This is a genomic window from Streptomyces sp. NPDC014764, assembly GCF_043082785.1.
Taxonomy (GTDB): domain Bacteria; phylum Actinomycetota; class Actinomycetes; order Streptomycetales; family Streptomycetaceae; genus Streptomyces; species Streptomyces althioticus.
This window is the reverse complement of sequence record NZ_JBIBXY010000001.1, coordinates 1,060,202-1,081,488: the sequence shown is the minus strand read 5'-3', so window position 1 is coordinate 1,081,488 and position 21,287 is coordinate 1,060,202. Positions and strand designations below refer to the sequence as shown.

16 protein-coding genes are annotated in these 21,287 nt (G+C 72.6%); 13 read left to right on the top strand and 3 right to left on the bottom strand.

All coding sequences use genetic code 11. The features are described 5' to 3' along the window. Nucleotides 1–2 precede the first annotated feature (2 nt). Nucleotides 3–1,010: a LacI family DNA-binding transcriptional regulator gene (locus ACF1AG_RS04895; protein ID WP_359603803.1), complete on the bottom strand. Its 1,008-nt coding sequence runs from the start codon at nucleotides 1,008–1,010 to the stop codon at nucleotides 3–5. A gap of 97 nt (nucleotides 1,011–1,107) precedes the next feature. Further along, nucleotides 1,108–2,412: an MFS transporter gene (locus ACF1AG_RS04890; protein ID WP_359603804.1), complete on the bottom strand. Its 1,305-nt coding sequence runs from the start codon at nucleotides 2,410–2,412 to the stop codon at nucleotides 1,108–1,110. A gap of 84 nt (nucleotides 2,413–2,496) precedes the next feature. On the opposite strand from ACF1AG_RS04890, the gene ACF1AG_RS04885 reads away from it, so the two are divergent. From ACF1AG_RS04885 to ACF1AG_RS04825, 13 genes are all read left to right on the top strand, one after another. Then, nucleotides 2,497–3,480: a LysR family transcriptional regulator gene (locus ACF1AG_RS04885; protein WP_359750459.1), complete on the top strand. Its 984-nt coding sequence runs from the start codon at nucleotides 2,497–2,499 to the stop codon at nucleotides 3,478–3,480. A gap of 414 nt (nucleotides 3,481–3,894) precedes the next feature. Then, complete coding sequence (locus ACF1AG_RS04880; RefSeq protein WP_387794233.1) at nucleotides 3,895–5,118, top strand: hypothetical protein; 1,224 nt, start codon at nucleotides 3,895–3,897, stop codon at nucleotides 5,116–5,118. Further along, nucleotides 5,118–7,316 carry a polysaccharide deacetylase family protein gene (locus ACF1AG_RS04875; RefSeq protein WP_359603807.1) on the top strand — a complete coding sequence of 733 codons (2,199 nt, stop codon included), beginning with the start codon at nucleotides 5,118–5,120 and terminating at the stop codon, nucleotides 7,314–7,316. The genes ACF1AG_RS04880 and ACF1AG_RS04875 overlap by 1 nt, the downstream gene beginning before the upstream one ends. Beyond that, a complete protein-coding gene (locus ACF1AG_RS04870; RefSeq protein WP_387794235.1) occupies nucleotides 7,313–8,653 on the top strand; it encodes an acyltransferase in 1,341 nt (446 codons plus the stop codon). Before ACF1AG_RS04875 ends, ACF1AG_RS04870 begins: the two co-directional genes overlap by 4 nt. Nucleotides 8,654–8,755: 102 nt before the next feature. Continuing rightward, nucleotides 8,756–9,601 (top strand): hypothetical protein, encoded by an 846-nt coding sequence (locus ACF1AG_RS04865; RefSeq protein ID WP_391809317.1) that lies wholly within the window; start codon nucleotides 8,756–8,758, stop codon nucleotides 9,599–9,601. A 174-nt stretch (nucleotides 9,602–9,775) separates the two neighbouring features. After that, nucleotides 9,776–11,134 carry a nitrate/nitrite transporter gene (locus ACF1AG_RS04860; RefSeq protein WP_359750449.1) on the top strand — a complete coding sequence of 453 codons (1,359 nt, stop codon included), beginning with the start codon at nucleotides 9,776–9,778 and terminating at the stop codon, nucleotides 11,132–11,134. A 129-nt stretch (nucleotides 11,135–11,263) separates the two neighbouring features. After that, complete coding sequence (locus ACF1AG_RS04855; RefSeq protein ID WP_359603812.1) at nucleotides 11,264–12,421, top strand: uroporphyrinogen-III synthase; 1,158 nt, start codon at nucleotides 11,264–11,266, stop codon at nucleotides 12,419–12,421. Nucleotides 12,422–12,574: 153 nt separating this feature from the next. After that, on the top strand, nucleotides 12,575–13,162 hold the full coding sequence (locus ACF1AG_RS04850) for a CGNR zinc finger domain-containing protein (protein ID WP_387794242.1): 588 nt from the start codon (nucleotides 12,575–12,577) through the stop codon (nucleotides 13,160–13,162). Nucleotides 13,163–13,469: 307 nt separating this feature from the next. Further along, nucleotides 13,470–14,054, top strand: coding sequence for a sigma-70 family RNA polymerase sigma factor (locus tag ACF1AG_RS04845; RefSeq protein WP_078492847.1), 585 nt, complete (start codon nucleotides 13,470–13,472; stop codon nucleotides 14,052–14,054). A gap of 74 nt (nucleotides 14,055–14,128) precedes the next feature. Beyond that, on the top strand, nucleotides 14,129–14,893 hold the full coding sequence (locus ACF1AG_RS04840) for an anti-sigma factor family protein (protein ID WP_387794244.1): 765 nt from the start codon (nucleotides 14,129–14,131) through the stop codon (nucleotides 14,891–14,893). A gap of 60 nt (nucleotides 14,894–14,953) precedes the next feature. Then, complete coding sequence (locus tag ACF1AG_RS04835; protein ID WP_359603816.1) at nucleotides 14,954–17,251, top strand: UvrD-helicase domain-containing protein; 2,298 nt, start codon at nucleotides 14,954–14,956, stop codon at nucleotides 17,249–17,251. Nucleotides 17,252–17,608: 357 nt separating this feature from the next. Continuing rightward, the gene (locus ACF1AG_RS04830; RefSeq protein ID WP_359603817.1) at nucleotides 17,609–19,018 is read left to right on the top strand and encodes an NAD-dependent malic enzyme; all 1,410 of its coding nucleotides are present in this window, start codon (nucleotides 17,609–17,611) and stop codon (nucleotides 19,016–19,018) included. Between the two features lie 418 nt (nucleotides 19,019–19,436). Beyond that, a complete protein-coding gene (locus ACF1AG_RS04825; protein WP_003990598.1) occupies nucleotides 19,437–19,718 on the top strand; it encodes an HU family DNA-binding protein in 282 nt (93 codons plus the stop codon). Nucleotides 19,719–19,895: 177 nt separating this feature from the next. Here ACF1AG_RS04825 and murA read toward each other — a convergent pair whose 3' ends face one another. Further along, the gene (murA, locus tag ACF1AG_RS04820; RefSeq protein ID WP_359607501.1) at nucleotides 19,896–21,242 is read right to left on the bottom strand and encodes a UDP-N-acetylglucosamine 1-carboxyvinyltransferase; all 1,347 of its coding nucleotides are present in this window, start codon (nucleotides 21,240–21,242) and stop codon (nucleotides 19,896–19,898) included. Nucleotides 21,243–21,287 lie beyond the last annotated feature (45 nt).

The window sequence follows — 21,287 nt, the reverse complement described above, 5'->3', positions numbered from 1 at the left end:
TCTCAGTGCCCGCGCGGCGCCGTGCTCGCCCGCTCCGTCAGCCGGGGCGGCAGCAGGGTGGTGCCCGGTACGGGAGCCCCGGACAGCTTCCGCACCAGCAGATGCACCGCGCGGGCGCCCAGCTCGGCGGCCGGCACGGCCACCGAGGTGACCGGGACGCGGGCCGCCGCGGCCACCGGGGCCGGGCAGACGGCGGTCAACGACACATCGCGGGGGACCCGCATCCCCAGCTCCTCGAACGCCTCGATCAGCGGGTCGACGAGCGGCTCGTTGTGCACCACCACCGCGGTCAGCGCGGGCAGGTCGCGCAGCAGCCGCTCCACGACCGCGCGGGCCGCGTCCCGGCCGGTGCCGCACGGCAGCGCCGACGAGGCCAGCCCGTGCCGGTCGGCGGCCGCGGTGAAGCCCTCCACCAGCCGCCGGGCGAACGCCGTGCGCCGCACGTACACCTCCGGCGGCGAGCCGACGAGCGCCACCGCGCGGTGCCCGAGCCCCGCCAGATGGTCCACGCACAGCTCCCCGGCCGCCCGGAAGTCCAGGTCGACACAGGTCAGACCGTCCGCCTCGGCTGGCACCCCGATCAGCACGGACGGCAAGGAACAGGAGCGCAGCAGCGGAACCCGCGGGTCCTGCAGCTGCACGTCCGTCACGATCAGCCCGTCCGCCAGCCCCGTCTCCGTGACCCGCCCGATGCCCTCGTCGCCCTCGCCCTGGGTCAGCAGCAGCACGTCGTGGTCGCGGGCGCGGGCGGCGGTGACCACCGACACCGCGAACTGGGTCACCACCGGCACATGGATGCCGGGCCGCATCGGCACCGCCAGGGCGAGCACCTTCGCCCGGGCACCGGACCGGGACCGCCCGCCGCCGTCCGTGCGGTAGCCCAGCTCGCGCACCGCGGCCTGTACCCGGCGCCGGGTCGCGTCGGAGATCGGCCGCTTGCCGCTCAGCGCGTACGAGACCGTACTGGGGGAGACGCCGGCGCGCCGGGCCACATCCGTGATCTTCGCCATCGGGAGTCCTCGTGGGCACGGTCAGTGGGGGGAGGAAGCGGCCGACAGCCTGTCGAAGCGCTTCGACGGGTGAAGGTATGTGCGGGATCTGTGCCCGTCAATGGTGCGGACGGTGATACATCAAGCGGTTCGACGAGCCGAACGAGAGCAGGCTCCCGGCGACCGTGAAGGCGGTCAGTGCCGCCACCACCGGCACCCCGTATCCGGCGGTGGCCGAAACGTGCTCCACGACCCAGCCGCCGGCCGCGCTCCCGCAGGCGATCCCGCCCAGCAGCCCGGTGACCGCGAGCGTCATGCCCTCGTTCAGCCGCCCCTCGGGAGTGTGCCGCTGCACCAGGGTCATCGTGGTGACCATCGTCGGGGCGGTCGCCATGCCCGCCACCAGCAGCGCCCCCGCCAGCACCAGGAGCGAGCCGGTGAGGGCGGCGGCCGTCAGCGGAAGTGCCGCCAGCACGGCCATCGCGGCCAGGCACCACAGCAGGCGGGCCCACGCCGGCCCGGACAGGCGCACCGCCCCGTACAGCAGGCCCGCCGCACAGGAACCCGCCGCCTGGAGCGCCAGCACCGCACCGGCCGCCGTACGGTGCCCCTGTCCGTCCGCGAACGCGATCGTCACGACCTCCGTCGAGCCGAACACCCCGCCCGTCGCGAGGCAGACCAGCAGCAGCGGCCGTATGCCCGGCGCGCGCAGAGGGGCCCGCCCGGCGGCACGGCGGACGGCCGGGGGTTCCGTGGAGCGCTGCGCGGTGAACAGCGCGACGCCCGTCAGCAGCAGCACCGCGCCCGTCAGCGTCCCCGCCTCCGGGAAGAAAGTCCCGCACAGCACGGCCGCGAGCACCGGGCCGAGCATGAAACACAGTTCGTCTGCGGCCTGCTCGAAGGAGTTCGCGGTGTGCAGGGCGTCGGGTCTGCCCTTCAGCAGGTGCGCCCAGCGGGCCCGGGACATGCCCCCGGTGTTCGGGGTGGTGGCGGTCGCCGCGTAGGCGGCGAACAGGGTCCAGGCCGGGGCGTCGTACCGGACGCAGAGCACCAGTGCCAGCGAACCGAGCACCGCGATCAGTGTGGCCGGAAGCGCGATGCGCGCCTGCCCGTAGCGGTCCACCAGGCGCGCGGTCCACGGGGCGACCACCGCCGTCGCGGCGAGTCCCGTCGCGGTGACGGCTCCGGCCAGGGCGTAGGACCCGCGGCTGCCGGCGATCATCATGATCGCGCTGAGCGCGAACATTCCCATCGGCAGCCGGGCGAGCAGGTTCCCCGCCGTGAAGGCCCGGGAGCCGGGCACCTCGAACAGACGGCGGTACGGGCCCGGCTCGCGCGGGGCGCGGGGGGTGAAGTCGACGGCCACGAGGGTGTCGGCGGTGACGGTGAACAGGCGGGTGTCCCGGGAGGTCGGTTGCGGCATGGCCTCACCGTCGCCCCTGGCCGGCCGCCCGGTCCAACACCTTCTCCGCGCCGATTGACGCACCTGTGTTGTAGGTTCGCGGGCATGCCCGCACCCTCCCACGTCGACCCCCGCCTGCTGCGCGCCTTCGCCGCCGTGGCGGAGGAGTTGCACTTCACCCGCGCCGCGGCCCGCCTGTACGTCGCCCAGCAGGCGCTCAGCAGGGACGTGCGCCGGCTGGAGCGGGAGCTGGGCTGCGAGCTGTTCGTCCGCAGCACCCGCCGGGTCACGCTCACCGCCGACGGCGAGCGCCTGCTGCCGTACGCCCGCGCCGCGCTCCAGGCGCAGGACGACCTGCTCGCCGCCGCCGGGCGGAGCCGCCCGCTGCTGGTCGACCTCAACTCCCCGGGCCTCGGGACCCACCGCGAGGTGCTGCACCGGGCGCGTGAGAGGGCCCCCGGGCACGAGCTGATGGCCCGTTACGAGAGCGGGCTGACCTGGGCGGCGGGGGAGCTCCTCGCGGGGCGACTCGACGCGACGTTCGGCCGGTTCGCGGGGCTCGCCCCGGCCGTGCGGGCCGGCCTCGACCAGCAGCCGGTGCGGTACGAGCCGATGGCCGTGCTGCTGCCCGAGGGCCACGCCCTGGCCGGGCTGCCCGAGGTGCCGCTGGCCGCGCTCGCGGGCGAGACCGTCTACGCCGGGGCGGGCAACACGCGCACCGAGGAGTGGACGGACCTGGCGCGGCGGCTGTTCGACGGGCGGGACATCACGCTCGCGCCGCCCGTCCCGCTGGCGGTGGGGGAGGAGGAGTTCCGGCGGGTGATGGCGCGGTCCCGGAACCCCATTCTCGCCGTGGTGAGTTTTCCGCCACTGCCCGGGACGGTTGCGCGGCCCCTGGTGGAGCCGGCCCCCCTCTCACCCGTGTCCCTTGTGTGGCGAAAGGGAATGATCCACCCCGCTTTGGCGGAGCTGCGCAGGTCGGCGGCCGAATTGGCCGCCGAGCGGAGCTGGTTGGAGCGTCCCGTGGACTCCTGGCTCCCCGCACCGGACGCCGATGTGATGGGAGCGCGCCCAATGTCTCGCTGCTGACACAAAAGGTCGCCGCGCAAACACACAACCTCCGCGTGCGCTACATTCGATGCTTCGAGCACGGTGTGATAAACGGGGCGCTCGGAGCGGGTGGGGGCCCGGTCCGCCGACGGGTGCTCGGGTCGTACGCGCGCCGATGGTTCCGTTGGGGGGAAGTGCGAGCGCGTGGAAAAGTGGCGAGAAGACGCCCAACCGGGTCGGCCGCAGTCGGCCGACGGTTCCCGGAGGTTCGCGGAAGCGGACGAGGACGCCCGTGAGACACGGGTGCTCCCCCTGGCGGAGAGACCCGCCGAACCCGGTCCCAGAGACGGCGCGGAGAGCTTCCGCGCCGGTTCCGGTTCCGGGTCCCTCGACGAGCGCTGGGCGCGGCTCGGAGTGTTCCCGTCCGGGAACGGCGACGAGGACCGCACCCGGATGACGCCCCCCACCGGAGGCGACGACAGGACCGAGGTCCTGCCCAGGACGGGTGGCCGCCATGGCGCGCCCGGCCGGTCCGACGCGCCTCGGCACGGCGGCGAGGACCGCACACAGGTGCTGCCCCCCGCGGGCGGCCACCCGCGGCAGTCCTCCCGCCCCGGCCCGGCCGGCGGGGCCCGCCCTGGCGACGGACCCGGAGCGTCCGGCGGCCGCGGCGGCTTCGACGCCTTCCGTAAGCCGACCGCGCCCGCTCCACACCGGCCCGCCGACGACGCCTACGACTCCGAGCGCACCACCGCCCTCCGCGTGCCCCGCCCCGCCGCAGCGGCCACCCCGGCCACGGTGGTGCCGGACGCCGGCGCCGCCACCCGGGGCCCCACCGCGGACGCCGTGGTCCCCGAGGGCGCCGGCGCCGCCGTCCGCGACCCGTGGCAGGAGGACCCCGGCACCGCCGAGGCCACCCACGACCCGCACGAGGTGACGGTCCAGCTCGACGCCGTGCAGATCGGTGCCGGCGGTGTGCTGAGCCGTACTCCCGGAGCGGGCGCGGTGTCCGAGGCGGCCCCCGTGTTCGTCGACGAGTCGGGACGCCGCAACCGCCTCTACCGCCGCATCGGCCTGGCCGTCGGACTCGCCTGCGCGGGCTACGCCGTCGTCATGGTCGCCACCTTGCTGTCCGGCAACTCGGACGCTCCGTGGATGCCCGTCCCGGGTCAGGAGGAGAAGCCGTCCGGGCAGGTCGAGACCACTCCCCGGCCCTCCGCGACCGATCCCGTGCCCAGCTCCGGCACCAGCCTCGGCCCCGGCGCCGGCACGCCCGCCCCGGGCGCCTCCGACCTGCCCGGGCCCGGTGCCTCCGCCCCCGTGGCGGGCGGCACCGGCGGCACGGCGCGGCAGCCGGACGGCGGCGCCCCGGCGACCACCCCGGCCGGCCGCGCCAGCTCCCAGCCGGCCACCGGCGGCGGCGACGCAGGCGGCGGGACCACCGTCGAGACGCCTCCGGCCGGCGGCGGCACCGCCACGCAGCCCACGACACCGGCGACCTCGGTCGAGTCTCCGCCGCCCGACACCCCGGCCGACCCGACCGGAGGCGGCGGCGAGGCCGGCGGCACCGACAGCCTTTCCGCTCCCTCCGCCGGCGACCGCCCGGTCGCCGCCGAACCAGCCGCGGGCGCCGACTCCGACCCCGCCGCCGCACCGTCCCCGGAGAACGTCCTCTGATGGCATCCCCGTCCCACCGCCGCCGGGCGCCCCGCCCGGACCGGCGCGGCGCACTGCGCCGTCGCGTACCGCTGCGCCTGCTGCTGCCGCTGCTGGTCCTGGTCGCCCTCGCCGCCATGCTGATGCTCCGCGGCTACGTGCACAGCGAGATCCTCGCCGACCACCGGGTCCAGGATCCTGCCCCCACCACCGAGGTGCCCAAGGAGATACTCGAGGGCGGCCCGGTCATAGACGCCCGCAGCGGCAAGGCCACGTCCCTGAGCGTGCCCGACAACCGTCTGGTGCTCACCTTCGACGACGGCCCGGACCCCGTCTGGACGCCGAAGGTGCTCGACGTGCTGAAGAAGCACGACGCGCACGCCGTCTTCTTCGTCACCGGCACCATGGCCTCCCGCTACCCGGACCTCGTCCAGCGCATGGTCGACGAGGGCCACGAGGTCGGCCTGCACACCTTCAACCACCCCGACCTGTCGCTCCAGTCCAAGAAGCGCATCGACTGGGAGCTGTCGCAGAACCAGCTCGCCCTCACCGGTGCGGCGGGCATCCGCACCTCGCTGTTCCGCCCGCCGTACTCCTCCCACGCCGACGCCATGGACAACGAGTCCTGGCCGGTCACCGAGTACATCGGCAGCCGCGGCTACCTCACCGTCGTCAACAACACCGACAGCGAGGACTGGAAGCGGCCCGGCGTCGACGAGATCATCCGCCGCGCCACACCGAAGAACGGCGAGGGCGCCATCGTCCTCATGCACGACTCCGGCGGTGACCGCAGCCAGACCGTGGCCGCGCTCGACACCTTCCTGCCCGGTCTCAAGGACAAGGGCTACGAGTTCGACAACCTGACCGAGGCCCTGGACGCGCCCAGCGCCCACAGCCCGGTCACGGGGCCCGAGCTGTGGAAGGGCAAGGCCTGGATCTTCCTGGTGCAGGCCTCCGAGAAGATCACCGGCGTGCTGGTGGTCGGCCTGGCGGTCATCGGCACCCTGGTCATCGCCCGCTTCGTGCTGATGCTGCTGCTGTCCGGCGCGCACGCCCGCCGGGTGCGCCGCAAGGGCTTCCGCTGGGGCCCGCCGGTCACCGAGCCGGTGACCGTGCTGGTACCGGCGTTCAACGAGGCCAAGTGCATCGAGAACACCGTCAACTCCCTGATGGCCAGCGATCATCCGATCGAGGTGCTGGTCATCGACGACGGCTCCACCGACGGCACCGCCCGCATCGTCGAGGCGATGGGCCTGCCCAACGTCCGGGTCATCCGCCAGCTCAACGCGGGCAAGCCCGCCGCCCTCAACCGGGGTCTGGCCAACGCCCGGTACGACATCGTCGTGATGATGGACGGCGACACGGTCTTCGAGCCGTCCACCGTCCGTGAGCTCGTCCAGCCCTTCGGTGACCCTCAGGTCGGCGCCGTGGCCGGCAACGCCAAGGTCGGCAACAAGGACAGCCTCATCGGCGCCTGGCAGCACATCGAGTACGTGATGGGCTTCAACCTGGACCGCCGGATGTACGACATCCTGCGCTGCATGCCGACCATCCCGGGCGCCGTCGGCGCCTTCCGGAAGTCGGCACTGGAGCCCATCGGCGGCATGAGCGACGACACGCTCGCCGAGGACACCGACGTCACCATGGCGCTGCACCGCGCCGGCTGGCGCGTGGTCTACGCGGAGAACGCCCGCGCCTGGACCGAGGCCCCGGAGACCGTCCAGCAGCTCTGGTCCCAGCGCTACCGCTGGTCCTACGGCACCATGCAGGCCATCTGGAAACACCGCCGCGCCCTCGTCGACAAGGGCCCCTCCGGCCGCTTCGGCCGCGTGGGCCTGCCCTTCGTCTCGCTGTTCATGATCGTGGCCCCGCTGCTGGCGCCGCTCATCGACGTCTTCCTGCTGTACGGCCTGGTCTTCGGGCCGACCCAGCAGACCATCCTCGCGTGGCTGGGCGTCCTGGCCATCCAGGCGGTCTGCGCCGCCTACGCGTTCCGCCTCGACAAGGAACGCATGACCCATCTGATCTCGCTGCCGCTGCAGCAGATCCTGTACCGCCAGCTCATGTACGTCGTGCTGCTCCAGTCCTGGATCACGGCGCTCACCGGCGGCCGGCTGCGCTGGCAGAAGCTGCGCCGCACCGGCGTCGTCGGGGCGCCCGTGAACGGGACCGTGCAGGGCGCCCAGGCGTACAACGACGACCGGAGGCCGGTGGCATGACCCACGGACACCCGTCCGGCGCCGGCCCGGTCCCGGACGGCTCCTACCCGCCCCCGTACGGCGCCCCCATGGGCGTGGCCCCGCAGCCGGCGCACGCGTTCCCGCAGCAGCACGCCACGGAGCCGGTCCCCGAACCGGCTCCGCAGCCGGAGCCCGCGGAGGACGCCGCCCCGAAGAAGCCGGGCCGGGACCGGTACCTGGACCTGCTGCGCTCCATCGCCCTGGTCCGCGTCGTCGTCTTCCACCTCTTCGGGTGGGCGTGGCTGACGGTGGTGTTCCCGTCCATGGGCGTGATGTTCGCGCTCGCCGGTTCGCTCATGGCCCGGTCCCTGAAGCGGCCGGCGTGGAGCGTGATCCGCTCGCGCGTGCGCCGTCTGCTGCCGCCGATGTGGCTCTTCGCCGCCGTCGTCCTGACGATGCTGTTCGTCAGCGGCTGGAATCCCGGGGACGACCCCGACCAGGGCGGCGGGTCCTGGGGCCTGGTCAAGCTGTTCAACTACCTCGTCCCGATCGGCGCCCCGCCCTTCCCCTTCGAGGCCGGCGACCTGGGCCCGCTGACCGGCGGCACCTGGGCGGACGACGCGGTGGGCCCCCTGTGGTACCTGCGTGCCTACCTGTGGTTCGTGCTCGCGTCCCCGCTGCTGCTGTGGGCGTTCCGCAGGGCGCCCTGGCCGACGCTGCTCGCCCCGCTCGGCCTGACGGCCGTCGTCGGCACCGGGCTCGTCACCATCCCCGGCGAGACCGGCAACGCGGTCACCGACTTCGCGGTCTACGGCTCCTGCTGGGTGCTGGGCTTCGCCCATCAGGACGGGATGCTCAAGCAGATCCCGCGCTACATCTCCGTGTCCTGCGCCTCCCTGGTGATGGCGTTCGGCCTGTGGTGGGCGTCGAACCACCTCGGCGACGAGGGCTGGAACCTCAACAACATCCCGCTGGCGCAGGCCGCCTGGTCGTTCGGTTTCGTGGTGATCCTGCTCCAGTACTCACCGTCGTGGCAGGAGCTGCCGGGGCGGCTCGCCACCTGGGACAAGCTGGTGACCCTGTCCAACAACCGGGCGGTCACCATCTACCTGTGGCACAACCTGCTGATCGCGCTGACCTTCCCGATCGTCGACCTGCTCTACGAGATCCCGTTCATGCAGAGCGAGCGCGGCGCGGAGGCTCTCAACAGCACCTACGAGCTGTGGACGTTCACGTTCGTGTGGCCGCTGATCGGCCTGGTGGTGTTCGCGACCGGCTGGGTGGAGGACCTCGCGGCCAAGCGACGCCCCCGACTGTGGCCGAACGGCGCGAAGGGCAAGCGTGCGGAGACCGCCGGGCGGGGCCGCCGCCGCTGACGTCGACGGGCCGCCCCCGACCGTGCCTTTCGCGCCGGGGCGGCCCGTGCCAGACTGCCCCCTGTTGCTGAAGTGAACGGTAAGCCAGGGGGCGCAGGGCGAATGAGCAAGCGGCAGACGCAGAAGATGCTGCAGTTGATGGCGAGCGGGGAGCCGGTCCAGCTCACCAGCCCGATGGCATCCGTGAAGAAACTCGCCCGACTCGCCTTCTTCGCCCAGCAGTTCGGTTACGAGTACGCCGACGTCCGGCAGGGCGGCGGGGGCAACAACGGCAAGCTCACGATGCTGATCGTGCCCGACCCCGGCCCGCAGGCACAGGCGCGCGCCGCGCAGAACTGGGCGCAGTACCCCAACGCCCACGACGGCGTCTCACTGCCGCCGCTGGTGCCGGACGCCGTCGAACTGCTCAAGGCACGCATCAACTTCGACCTCACGGGCAAGAACGCCGAGAAGCGGATGGGCTACGGCGCGATCGGCGTCTCCATCGGCGCCGTGATCATCGCCTACCGGCTCGGCGGCACCTCGGACGACTTCGTGATCGCGGGCATCATCTGGCTGTGTCTCATGGCGATCCTCGGCATCGGCCTCGTCGTCACCCGCAAGCGCAACGCCAAGTTCGCGGCGCGCCTCCAGGCGGCCGGCTTCACGCCGGTCACGGACGAGGCGGGCCGGGTGCGCTATCTGCCGCCGGGCCTCGGCACGCCCTACGGCGGCGGCCCGTACGGCGCGCAGCCGCAGGGAGCCCCGGGCTACCTGCAGCAGCAGCCCCAGCAACACCCCCAGGCGTACGGCCGGCCGTTCCCGCAGCAGCAGCCCGCCCCCGGCTACGCGCCGCCTGCCCCGCCCGCCCAGCAACCGTCGGCGTACGGCCAGCCCGGCCCCTACGGCCAGCAGCCGCCGGCGTACGGCCAGCAGCCCCCCGCCTACGGCCAGCCTCCGCAGCACTGACCCCTCACCACGCCCTCGGTGACCGGTGACGGACACCTCTCACCCTGCCCCTGGCGCGGGTGAGAGCAACGTTCCCTGCCGGTCACCGCGTGCCACAGGCCGGAAACTCTCCCTCCCTACCTTCGGATCAAGCCCTCGCGGCACCGCCGCGCCCCGGAGAGCAGTGGAGGCCCCATGACAGCCCGCAGCGGCCGTTGGATCCAGCAGTGGGACCCGGAGGACGAGACCTTCTGGAACCGCACCGGAGAGCGGATCGCCCGCCGCAATCTCCTCTTCTCCGTGCTGTCCGAGCACATCGGCTTCTCCATCTGGACCATGTGGTCCGTGCTGGTGCTCTTCATGGGCCCCGAGTACGGGCTGACGCCCGCCGACAAGTTCCTGCTGACGTCGCTGGTGACGCTGGTCGGCGCCGTCGTCCGGGTCCCGTACACCTTCGCCGTCGCGGTGTTCGGCGGGCGGAACTGGACGATCGTCTCCGCGGGGCTGCTGCTCGTGCCGACCGTCGCCGCGTTCGCGGTGATGGAGCCGGGGACCTCCTTCTCCACGTTCCTGCTGGTCGGCCTGCTGGCCGGCATCGGCGGCGGCAACTTCGCCTCCTCCATGACCAACATCAACGCCTTCTTCCCGCTGCGGAAGAAGGGCTGGGCGCTCGGCCTGAACGCCGGCGGGGGCAACATCGGCGTCCCCGTCATCCAGCTCGTCGCCCTCGCCATCATCGGTGCGAGCGGGGGGCCGCGGGTGCTGCTCGGCCTGTACATCCCGCTGATCGTCGTCGCCGCCGTGCTCGCCGCGCTGTGCATGGACAACCTGGCCTCGGTGAAGAACGACACCGGCGCCGCCAAGGACGCCGCGCGCGACCCGCACACCTGGATCATGTCGTTCCTCTACATCGGCACGTTCGGCTCGTTCATCGGCTACAGCTTCGCCTTCGGCCAGGTGCTGCAGAACCAGTTCGACCGCACCCCGCTGGAGGCCGCGTACGTCACCTTCATCGGTCCGCTGCTCGGCTCGCTGATCCGCCCTGTGGGCGGCTCGCTCGCCGACCGGTACGGCGGCGCGCGCATCACGCTGTGGAACTTCGTCGCCATGGGCGCCGCGACCGCCGTGCTGATCGCCGCCTCGATGGAGCAGTCGCTCGCGCTGTTCACCGTCGCTTTCGTGGGGCTGTTCGTGCTGACCGGCCTCGGCAACGGGTCGACGTACAAGATGATCCCCGGCATCTTCCAGGCCAAGGCGCATGCCCTGGGTCTCGAAGGGGAGGCGGCGGCCGCGTACGGGCGGCGGCTGTCCGGGGCGTCCATGGGGCTGATCGGCGCGGTGGGCGCGCTCGGCGGTGTCGGCATCAACCTGGCCTTCCGCCAGTCCTTCCTCTCCTACGGCTCAGGCACCGGCGCGTTCGTGGCCTTCCTCGCCTGCTACGCGGTCTGTTTCGCGGTCACCTGGGCGGTATACCTTCGCCGGCCCGCCGCCCGACCGGCCGGGACGGACACCGCCCCGCAGGAGAAGCCGCAGCTCAGCTACGCCGAGGTCTGACGGACGGTGACGTAACACTGGTGACATGAAGCCGAACCGAGCCTGTCATGGATCATTGGCAGGCTCGCTCGGCACGGACGTGGAGCCGCACCTCCGTGCAGGACGCCGACTCGAGCCGGGACGAGAGTGATGTACGACGAACGAGAGCAGTCTCCGGAGCACGGCCCCCTCGCCGGGTTCACCGTGGGCGTGACCGCGGCGCGCCGGGCCGACGAGCTGGGCGCGCTGCTGGAGCGGCGCGGCGCGGCGGTGCTGCACGCCCCGGCGCTGCGTATCGTGCCGCTCTCCGACGACAGCGAACTGCTGGCCGCCACCAAGGAGATCATCGGGCGGGCCCCGGACATCGCGGTCGCCACCACCGCGATCGGGTTCCGCGGCTGGGTGGAGGCCGCCGACGGCTGGGGGCTCGGCGAGGACCTGCTGGAGCGGCTGCGCGGGGTGCGGATCCTGGCGCGCGGGCCCAAGGTGAAGGGCGCGATCCGGGCGGCCGGGCTGACCGAGGAGTGGTCGCCGGCGTCGGAGTCGATGGCGGAGGTGCTGGACCGGCTCCTCGAGGAGGGCGTCGACGGGCTGCGCATCGCCGTCCAGCTGCACGGCGAGCCGCTGCCCGGGTTCGTGGAGTCGCTGCGGGCCGCGGGAGCGGAGGTGGTGGGCGTGCCGGTGTACCGGTGGCTGCCGCCGGAGGACATCGCCCCGGTGGACCGCCTGATCGACGCGGCCGTCGCCCGCACCCTGGACGCGGTCACCTTCACCAGCGCGCCCGCCGCCGCGTCGCTGCTGTCCCGCGCCGAGGAGCGGGGTCTGCTCGACGACCTGCTGGCCGCGCTCGGCCACGACGTGCTGCCCGCCTGCGTCGGCCCGGTCACCGCGCTGCCGCTCCAGGCGCGGGGCGTCGACACGGTGCAGCCCGAACGCTTCCGCCTCGGCCCGCTGGTCCAGCTGCTCTGCCGTGAACTCCCCGCCCGTGCGCGCACGTTGCCCGTCGCCGGGCACCGTGTGGAGATCCGGGGGCACGCCGTGCTGGTCGACGGCGAGCTGCGGCCCGTGCCGCCCGCCGGGATGTCCCTGCTGCGGGCGCTGTCCCGCAGGCCCGGCTGGGTCGTCTCGCGCGCGGAGCTGCTGCGCGCCCTGCCCGGGGCGGGCCGCGACGAACACGCGGTGGAGACGGCGATGGCCCGCCTGCGCACGGCCCTGGGTGCCCCGAAGCTGATCCAGACGGTGGTCAAACGCGGTTACCGCCTGGCCCTCGACCCGGCGGCGGACACCAAGTACGACGCCGCGGTGTGAGTCCTGCCCCTCCGTGCGGAAAGGCCGGGCCGAAAGCACGGAGCGGGAGGGGTTCCGGGGTCCGGGGCGGGCGGGCACTGTGGAGGGAGCACGGTTTCCCGGTTCGCGCACGGCCCCCACGCGCGCGGGGGCCCACCTAGGCGGTGGCAGGACATGGCACTGGGCACGGTCACGGCGTCCTACGAGCTGAGGTTCGACACCGGGCGGGTCTGCCTGGATCTGCTCGCGACCACCCATCCGGGGGAACGGCTGGGCTCCGTCGACGCGCTGCGGGCGTGGATCACCGGCGCCGGACTCGTCCCCGAGGGCACCCCGCTCGCCCACGCCGACCCGTCCTGGCTGGACGCCTTCCGCGAACTGCGCGCGCATCTGGTCCCGTTGGTGCGGGCGCCCGGCTCCCCGCCGCAGGGCCCGGCCCTCGCCCGGGTCAACGAGCTGGCACGCTCAGCGCCCCCGGCTCCGCGCGCGGTGCCCGGCGCGGACGGGACGCTGGTGCGCCGGCTCGACGGCCCGCCCGGCCGTGACGCGCTGATCGGCGCGGTGGCCCGGGACGCGGTGGAGCTGCTGACCGATCCGGCCGCCCGCGCGAGCGTGCGTCAGTGCGAGGGCGACAACTGCCCCATCGTGTACGTCGACACCTCACGGGGGCGCAGAAGGCGCTGGTGTTCCAGCGAGATCTGCGGGAACCGGGAACGCGTGGCCCGCCACCGCCGCCGTACGGCAGCCCTCACCCGCGCGTGAACAGCGGCCCGCCGCCCACGCCCGATTGAACCCCCTTGACCCGTTCGCGGTCTTTCGCGCCTCCAGGTCCTCGAGAACCGGTCAAGTGATGTCCGTCACGTATCCGTTTGACCCTCGCGGACGTGCGTCGGCGCCCCGCCCTTCCGCCATGTGTCGGAAATGTGAAGAGGAGGCGGGGGGAATGTGCGTTCATGTCCCGGTCGTTGAGGCGTCCCCGAGAAAACCGCCGTCTCTCTTTGAACGCCCGACGCCCCCCGTGCGTACCGGTTGTCGAGCGACCGACTGGGGGATCCCCCGGACACCGGAGGTGGGCGTGCGCAAGGATGCGGCCGTGGCCAATGAACGTGGAACGAGGGCCCGACATCGCATGTCTTCACAGCCCTCGGAACCTGACGAGGAGCTGATGCGTGCGCTGTACCGCGAGCACGCAGGACCCCTGCTGGCGTACGTCCTCAGGCTGGTCGCCGGAGACCGGCAGCGCGCCGAGGACGTCGTCCAGGAAACGCTCATCCGTGCCTGGAAGAACGCCGGTCAGCTCAATCGGGCGACCGGTTCGGTACGCCCCTGGCTGGTGACGGTCGCCCGGCGCATCGTCATCGACGGCCACCGCAGCCGGCAGGCCCGGCCGCAGGAGGTCGATCCGTCGCCGCTGGAGGTCATCCCCGCGGAGGACGAGATCGACAAGGCGCTGTGGCTGATGACGCTGTCGGACGCACTCGACGACCTGACCCCGGCACACCGGGAGGTCCTCGTCGAGACCTACTTCAAGGGGCGTACCGTCAATGAGGCGGCCCAGACACTCGGCATACCGAGCGGCACCGTACGCTCCCGGGTGTTCTACGCCCTGCGGTCGATGAAGCTGGCTCTGGAGGAGCGGGGGGTGACGGCGTGATGAGTGTGTACGGGGGAAACCAGGGATTCGGCACGGGCGGGACGGGTATGTCTGGTGCCATGGAGGGATCACCGGTGCCGAACGAACACGAGACCGTCGGTGCCTACGCCCTCGGTATCCTCGACGACGCCGAAGCCAGCGCGTTCGAGGCGCATCTGGCGACCTGCGAGTGGTGCGCCCAGCAGCTCGACGAACTCGCCGGTATGGAACCGATGCTGGCCGCGCTCGCGGACCTGCCCGACGCCGCCGGATCGCCCGCGATCGGCGAGTCGCTGTCGGCGAAGCCGTCGCCGCGCGTGGTGGAGAAGCTCGTCGACGAGGTGGCCGAGCGCAGGGCGCGCAAGCGCCGCCGGAACTTCTACATGGTCGCCGCGGCCGGCGCGCTGATCGTCAGCGGCCCGTTCGTGGCCGTCGCCGCGAGCGGCGGGGACGGCGGCAGCGCCGGCGGTGGCAACACCGGCCGCACGCTCGCGGCCAACCCGGTGAAGGACGCCTTCGACAAGAGCTCCGAGAAGATCACGGCGACGGACCCCTCCACCGGGGTGACCGCCACCGTGGCCCTGGAGGACAAGCTCTGGGGCACCGAGATCGTCACCGAGCTGAAGAACGTCAAGGGCGAACAGAAGTGCTCCCTCATCGCCGTCGGCAAGAACGGCGAGCGCGAGACGGTGAACTCCTGGGCGGTCACCGGCGAGGGCTACGGACTGCCCGACGCCGCGACGGACAAGGGCAAGCAGCCGCTGTACGTCCAGGGCGGCGCCGCGTTCGAGCGCAACCAGATCGACCACTTCGTGGTCGCGACCTTCGACGGCAAGACGCTCGTGGAGGTCGACGCGTAGCCTCACGGGGCCCCCTTCGCGTACGGTTGACGGCTGCCCAGCACGTCAGAAGGGGGCCCGGTGGCCGCTCAGGCTCAACAGGAATCCGCGGTCGTCCCGGTTCACGACTCCGTTCGCGACCGGGAGATCCGCCTGGAACAGGAACACCTGGACCGGGTGTACCGGCGCCTCGAGGAGAAGATCTCCGAGGCCGAGTTCCTCATGCACGACGCCGCCCAGCGCGGCCACGTCGGCACGCCCGGCGCCCTCGCCGAACGGGACGCCCAGGTCTTCCGGGCCGGCATCCACCTCAACCGGCTGCACAACGAGTACGAGGACTTCCTCTTCGGCCGGATCGACCTGCTGCTCGGCAAGGACGGCAAGAAGGGCCCGGACGGCGCGTACACCGCCGTGGAGCCCGCCGAGGGCGCCGTCCGCCCCGACAACACCGCCGACATCGCCGAGACCCTGCACATCGGCCGCATCGGCGTCCTGGACGAGGACTACGCCCCGCTGGTCATCGACTGGCGGGCGCCCGCCGCGGCCCCCTTCTACCGCTCCACCCCGGTCGACCCCGGCCGCGTCGTGCGGCGCCGGGTGATCCGCTCCAAGGGGCGCCGGGTGCAGAGCGTCGAGGACGACCTGATGCGCCCCGAGCTGACGGCGTCCCTCGACGGCCGCGAACTGGCCGTGATCGGCGACGGCGCCCTGATGGCCGCGCTCGGCCAGGCCCGTACGCACACGATGCGGGACATCGTCGCGTCCATCCAGGCCGAGCAGGACCTGGTGATCCGCGCCCCCGCCGCCTCCGTCACCTACGTCGAGGGCGGCCCCGGCACCGGCAAGACCGCCGTCGCCCTGCACCGCGCCGCCTACCTGCTCTACCAGGACCGGCGCCGGTACGCGGGCGGCATCCTGATCGTCTCCCCGACCCCGCTGCTGGTCGCCTACACCGAGGGCGTGCTGCCGTCCCTCGGCGAGGAGGGCCAGGTCGCCATCCGCGCCATCGGCTCCCTCGTCGACGGCGCCGAGGCCACGGTGTACGACACCCCGGCCGTGGCCCGGACCAAGGGCTCCTCCCGCATGCTCAAGGTGCTGCGGAAGGCCGCGCGCGGCGCCCTGGAGCCGAACGGCTCCCCGCAGCGGCTGCGGGTCGTCGCCTTCGGCCGCCGTCTGGAGCTGGAGGCCGAGGAGCTGGCGGGCATCCGCCGCACCGCGCTCGGCGGCACCGCCCCCGTCAACCTGCTCCGCCCCCGCGCCCGCAAGCTGCTCCTGGACGCCCTGTGGGAGCGCTCCGGCGCGGGCAACCGGCACACCGACCCCGAGCTCGCGGCCGAGCTGCGCTCCTCCTTCGACGAGGACATCACCTCCGAGGACGACTTCACCGCCTTCCTCGACGCCTGGTGGCCGGAACTCACCCCGGCCGCCGTCCTGGACGCCATGGCCGACGAGCGGCGCCTCGGCCGCTGGGCCCGGCGCGTCCTCAACCCGGGGGAGGTGCGCAAGCTGGCGCGCGCCCTTCAGCGGGACGGGCGCTCCGTGCACGACATCGCGATGCTGGACGAGCTCCAGGCGATCCTGGGCGCCCCCGCCCGGCCCCGCAGGAAGCGCGAGATCGACCCGCTGGACCAGCTCACCGGCCTGGAGGAACTGATGCCGGTGCGCGAGGAGACCCAGCGCGAGCGGGCCGAGCGGCTGGCACAGGAGCGGGTCGAGTACGCCCATGTCATCGTCGACGAGGCGCAGGACCTCACCCCGATGCAGTGGCGCATGGTCGGCCGCCGCGGACGGCACGCCACCTGGACGATCGTCGGCGACCCGGCGCAGTCCTCCTGGTCCGATCCGGACGAGGCCGCCCGGGCCCGTGACGAGGCGCTCGGCACCCGCCCGCGCCGCCGCTTCGAGCTGACCGTGAACTACCGCAACCCCGCCGAGATCGCCGAGCTGGCCGCGAAGGTCCTCGCCCTCGCCATGCCGGGCTCCGAGTCGCCGCGCGCGGTGCGCTCCACCGGCGTCGAGCCGCGCTTCGCCGTGGCGGAGGAGGCCCTGGGCGACACCGTGCGCGCCGAGGCCGCCCGGCTGCTGGAGCGGGTGGACGGCACGGTCGGCGTGGTCGTCGCCATGCGGCGGCGCGAGGAGGCGCGGCGCTGGCTCGACGGGCTCGGCGACCGGGTGATGGCGCTCGGCAGCCTGGAGGCCAAGGGCCTGGAGTACGACGCGACGGTGGTCGTCTCCCCGGCGGAGATCGCCGACGAGTCCCCGGCCGGCCTGCGGGTGCTCTACGTCGCCCTGACGCGCGCGACGCAGCAGCTCACCGTGGTGTCCGCGGAGCGCGACGAACCGGACGCCGAGGGGGTCCCCGATCTGCTGCGGGACTGAGCGGAAATATCCCCGGGTCATGGGAATGGCCCTGGGCGATCCGTTTGTTAGCCTGGACGTGGCACCGGCCCGATCCAAGCCCCCGGGCCCAACCTTAGTCGCTTCGAGCGACCACTTGCCGCGAGGCGAGCATGGCGGGTCGGTGTCATAGGCGTTCGAGAGGCCCACGTCACGAGAGTGACGTGGGCCTCTTTTGTTGCCCGCCTCCCTCTCGTATGGTGGAACTTGTTTTCCGGTTGGCGACAGTCGGCGATGAACAAAACGTCCGCAATCCCAGGCGGCTACCACGTACTCAGCGGTAGGTGCGACGATCGGACGGCACGATTCGCGACACGGTTGAAAAGCAGAGGAACGGCCATGGCAACGGCGCCCAGCGTCTCCTACTCGATGACCATCCGGCTGGAGGTGCCGGCGGGAGGAACCGCGGTGTCCCAGCTCACCGGGGCCGTCGAGTCCCACGGAGGCCTGGTGACCGGCCTCGACGTGACCGCGTCGGGCCACGAGCGGCTCCGGATCGACGTCACGATCGCGGCCACCTCCACCGCCCACGCCGAAGAGATCGTCGAACAGCTGCGCCACATCGAGGGCGTCACCCTCGGCAAGGTCTCCGACCGTACGTTCCTGATGCACCTCGGCGGCAAGATCGAGATGGCGTCGAAGCACCCCATCCGCACCCGTGACGACCTGTCCATGGTCTACACGCCCGGCGTGGCCCGGGTCTGCATGGCGATCGCCGAGAACCCCGAGGACGCCCGCCGCCTCACCATCAAGCGCAACTCCGTTGCGGTCGTGACGGACGGCTCGGCCGTGCTGGGCCTGGGCAACATCGGCCCGAAGGCCGCCCTGCCGGTGATGGAGGGCAAGGCCGCCCTCTTCAAGCGGTTCGCCGGCATCGACGCCTGGCCGCTGTGCCTGGACACCCAGGACACCGACGCGATCGTGGAGATCGTCAAGGCGATCGCCCCCGGCTTCGCCGGCATCAACCTCGAGGACATCTCCGCTCCCCGCTGCTTCGAGATCGAGGCCCGGCTGCGGGAGGCCCTCGACATCCCCGTCTTCCACGACGACCAGCACGGCACCGCGATCGTGGTGCTCGCCGCCCTGACCAACGCCCTGCGGGTCACCGGCAAGTCCATCGACAGCATCCGGGTCGTCATGTCCGGCGCCGGCGCGGCCGGCACCGCCATCCTCAAGCTGCTGCTCGCCGCCGGTGTGAAGAACGCCGTGGTGGCCGACATCCACGGCGTGGTGCACGCCGGACGCGAGGACCTGGTCGACGCCGCCCCCGGCACGGCCCTGAGGTGGATCGCCGACAACACCAACCCGGAGAACCTCACCGGCACGCTGAAGGAGGCCGTGCGCGGCGCGGACGTCTTCATCGGCGTCTCCGCCCCCAACGTGCTGGGCGCCGAGGACGTCTCCGCGATGGCCGAGGGCGCGATCGTGTTCGCGCTCGCGAACCCGGACCCCGAGGTGGACCCGGCAATCGCCCGCCAGACGGCGGCGGTTGTGGCCACCGGCCGCTCGGACTTCCCCAACCAGATCAACAACGTGCTGGTCTTCCCGGGTGTCTTCCGGGGTCTGCTGGACGCCCAGTCCCGCACCGTCAACACCGAGATGATGCTGGCCGCCGCGCAGGCCCTGGCCGACGTCGTCACCGAGGACGAGCTGAACCCGAACTACATCATCCCCAGCGTCTTCAACGAGAAGGTCGCGGGCGCGGTCGCCGACGCCGTCAGGGACGCCGCGAAGGCGGCCGGCGCGTGACGCCCGCGGAGGGTGCCGGCGCCTGAATCCGGGGCGGTCCGCACGCTGTGAGGATCGCCACGGGGTTTGAAACGGCGCGTCGCGGAACCCGTAGTCCCGGCGGCCCTCTAGGGTGGGCGGCCGGGCCTGGGCTCCGGCCCCTGCTGTCCGCTGCCGGAAGCGGACGGAGCGTCACCGCTCGGAGGCCGTGGCGCTCTTCGTGTGACTCCCTCGGGTGTTCTCACGACTCCTGCGGGTGCCGGATTGGCATTACCGCCGCAGGTAGAGGCAGGATGCGTCCCTGGGCGCGAGGGTCCGACGAAGGACCCGGGTCCGGGGACTCACCGAGGAACCTGGCAGCATCGGCTTTCGCCGTGCCCGACATGCGGCTCCGCCGCGTGGCACGCCTCAACGGCAAGAAGAACACGGGAGTAAGAACATGAACCGCAGTGAGCTGGTGGCCGCGCTGGCCGACCGCGCCGAGGTGACCCGCAAGGACGCCGACGCCGTGCTGGCCGCGTTCGCCGACGTCGTCGGCGACATCGTCTCCAAGGGCGACGAGAAGGTCACCATCCCCGGCTTCCTGACCTTCGAGCGCACCCACCGCGCTGCGCGCACCGCGCGCAACCCGCAGACCGGTGAGCCGATCCAGATCCCCGCGGGTTACAGCGTGAAGGTGTCGGCGGGTTCGAAGCTGAAGGAAGCGGCCAAGGGCAAGTAAGGCGCCTGCGCGCCTGCGCGCTTCAACGCCGTTCGGCCCCGAGCGCCCCTGGCGGGTGCGGGCCCGACGTGGCGTGTCGCGCAGTTCCCCGCGCCCCTGACGGGGCGCCGCGGCTGGACGCCGATGGGGCGGTCACCCGAATCGGGTGACCGCCCCATCGGCGTTCGTGTGCCGGGGTCAGCCGAGGGCCTTGCCCGGGAGCTCGACCTTCGCGCCGAGGGCGGAGAGCTTCTCCATGAAGTTCTCGTAGCCGCGGTTGATCAGGCCGATGCCGTGGACGCGGGACGTGCCCTGGGCGGCGAGGGCCGCGATCAGGTACGAGAAGCCGCCGCGCAGGTCGGGGATCTCGAGGTCCGCGCCCTGGAGCTTCGTCGGGCCGGAGACGACCGCCGAGTGCAGGAAGTTGCGCTGGCCGAAGCGGCAGTCGGAGCCGCCCAGGCACTCGCGGTAGAGCTGGATGTGGGCGCCCATCTGGTTGAGCGCGGAGGTGAAGCCCAGCCGGGACTCGTAGACCGTCTCGTGGATGATGGACAGGCCCGTGGCCTGCGTCAGGGCGACCACCAGCGGCTGCTGCCAGTCGGTCTGGAAGCCGGGGTGCACGTCCGTCTCCAGGGCGATGGACTTCAACTGCCCGCCCGGGTGCCAGAAACGGATGCCCTCGTCGTCGATCTCGAAGGCGCCGCCGACCTTCCGGTAGGTGTTGAGGAACGTCATCATCGACCGCTGCTGGGCGCCGTGGACGTAGATGTTGCCCTCGGTGGCGAGCGCGGCGGACGCCCATGAGGCGGCCTCCAGGCGGTCCGGCAGGGCCCGGTGGGTGTAGCCGCCGAGCTTGTCCACACCGGTGATGCGGATCGTCCGGTCGGTGTCCATCGCGATGATGGCGCCCATCTTCTGCAGGACGCAGATCAGGTCCTCGATCTCCGGCTCCACCGCCGCGTTGGAGAGCTCGGTGACGCCCTCCGCGAGGACGGCCGTGAGCAGCACCTGCTCGGTCGCGCCGACGGACGGGTACGGCAGGGCGATCTTGGTGCCGCGCAGCCGCTGCGGGGCCTCCAGGTACTGGCCGTCCGCCCGCTTCTCGATCCGCGCGCCGAACTGCCGCAGCACGTCGAAGTGGAAGTCGATCGGGCGTCCGCCGATGTCGCAGCCGCCGAGGCCCGGGATGAACGCGTGCCCGAGCCGGTGCAGCAGCGGGCCGCAGAACAGGATCGGGATCCGCGAGGAACCGGCGTGGGCATCGATGTCAGCGACGTTGGCGCTCTCCACATAGGTGGGGTCGAGCACCAGTTCGCCGGGTTCCTCGCCCGGACGGACCGTCACGCCGTGCAGCTGCAGCAGACCCCGGACGACCCGGACGTCACGGATGTCCGGAACGTTGCGCAGCCGGCTCGGTGCGCTGCCGAGCAGCGCGGCGACCATGGCCTTCGGTACGAGGTTCTTCGCACCGCGGACCCGGATCTCGCCCTCCAGCGGGGTTCCGCCGTGGACAAGCAGTACGTCATCGACGTCGTTGACGGTCATGAATCTCGCGTTCCGTGGAGTCGGGCAGAGGGTCAGAAGGGAAAG

What these genes read in the sequence shown, in the direction of transcription:
- ACF1AG_RS04895 (WP_359603803.1), bottom strand. Translation starts at nt 1,010, where the DNA reads ATGGCGAAGATCACGGATGTGGCCCGGCGCGCCGGCGTCTCCCCCAGT.
- ACF1AG_RS04890 (WP_359603804.1), bottom strand. Translation starts at nt 2,412, where the DNA reads ATGCCGCAACCGACCTCCCGGGACACCCGCCTGTTCACCGTCACCGCC.
- ACF1AG_RS04885 (WP_359750459.1), top strand. Translation starts at nt 2,497, where the DNA reads ATGCCCGCACCCTCCCACGTCGACCCCCGCCTGCTGCGCGCCTTCGCC.
- ACF1AG_RS04880 (WP_387794233.1), top strand. Translation starts at nt 3,895, where the DNA reads ATGACGCCCCCCACCGGAGGCGACGACAGGACCGAGGTCCTGCCCAGG.
- ACF1AG_RS04875 (WP_359603807.1), top strand. Translation starts at nt 5,118, where the DNA reads ATGGCATCCCCGTCCCACCGCCGCCGGGCGCCCCGCCCGGACCGGCGC.
- ACF1AG_RS04870 (WP_387794235.1), top strand. Translation starts at nt 7,313, where the DNA reads ATGACCCACGGACACCCGTCCGGCGCCGGCCCGGTCCCGGACGGCTCC.
- ACF1AG_RS04865 (WP_391809317.1), top strand. Translation starts at nt 8,756, where the DNA reads ATGAGCAAGCGGCAGACGCAGAAGATGCTGCAGTTGATGGCGAGCGGG.
- ACF1AG_RS04860 (WP_359750449.1), top strand. Translation starts at nt 9,776, where the DNA reads ATGACAGCCCGCAGCGGCCGTTGGATCCAGCAGTGGGACCCGGAGGAC.
- ACF1AG_RS04855 (WP_359603812.1), top strand. Translation starts at nt 11,264, where the DNA reads ATGTACGACGAACGAGAGCAGTCTCCGGAGCACGGCCCCCTCGCCGGG.
- ACF1AG_RS04850 (WP_387794242.1), top strand. Translation starts at nt 12,575, where the DNA reads ATGGCACTGGGCACGGTCACGGCGTCCTACGAGCTGAGGTTCGACACC.
- ACF1AG_RS04830 (WP_359603817.1), top strand. Translation starts at nt 17,609, where the DNA reads ATGGCAACGGCGCCCAGCGTCTCCTACTCGATGACCATCCGGCTGGAG.
- ACF1AG_RS04825 (WP_003990598.1), top strand. Translation starts at nt 19,437, where the DNA reads ATGAACCGCAGTGAGCTGGTGGCCGCGCTGGCCGACCGCGCCGAGGTG.
- murA (WP_359607501.1), bottom strand. Translation starts at nt 21,242, where the DNA reads ATGACCGTCAACGACGTCGATGACGTACTGCTTGTCCACGGCGGAACC.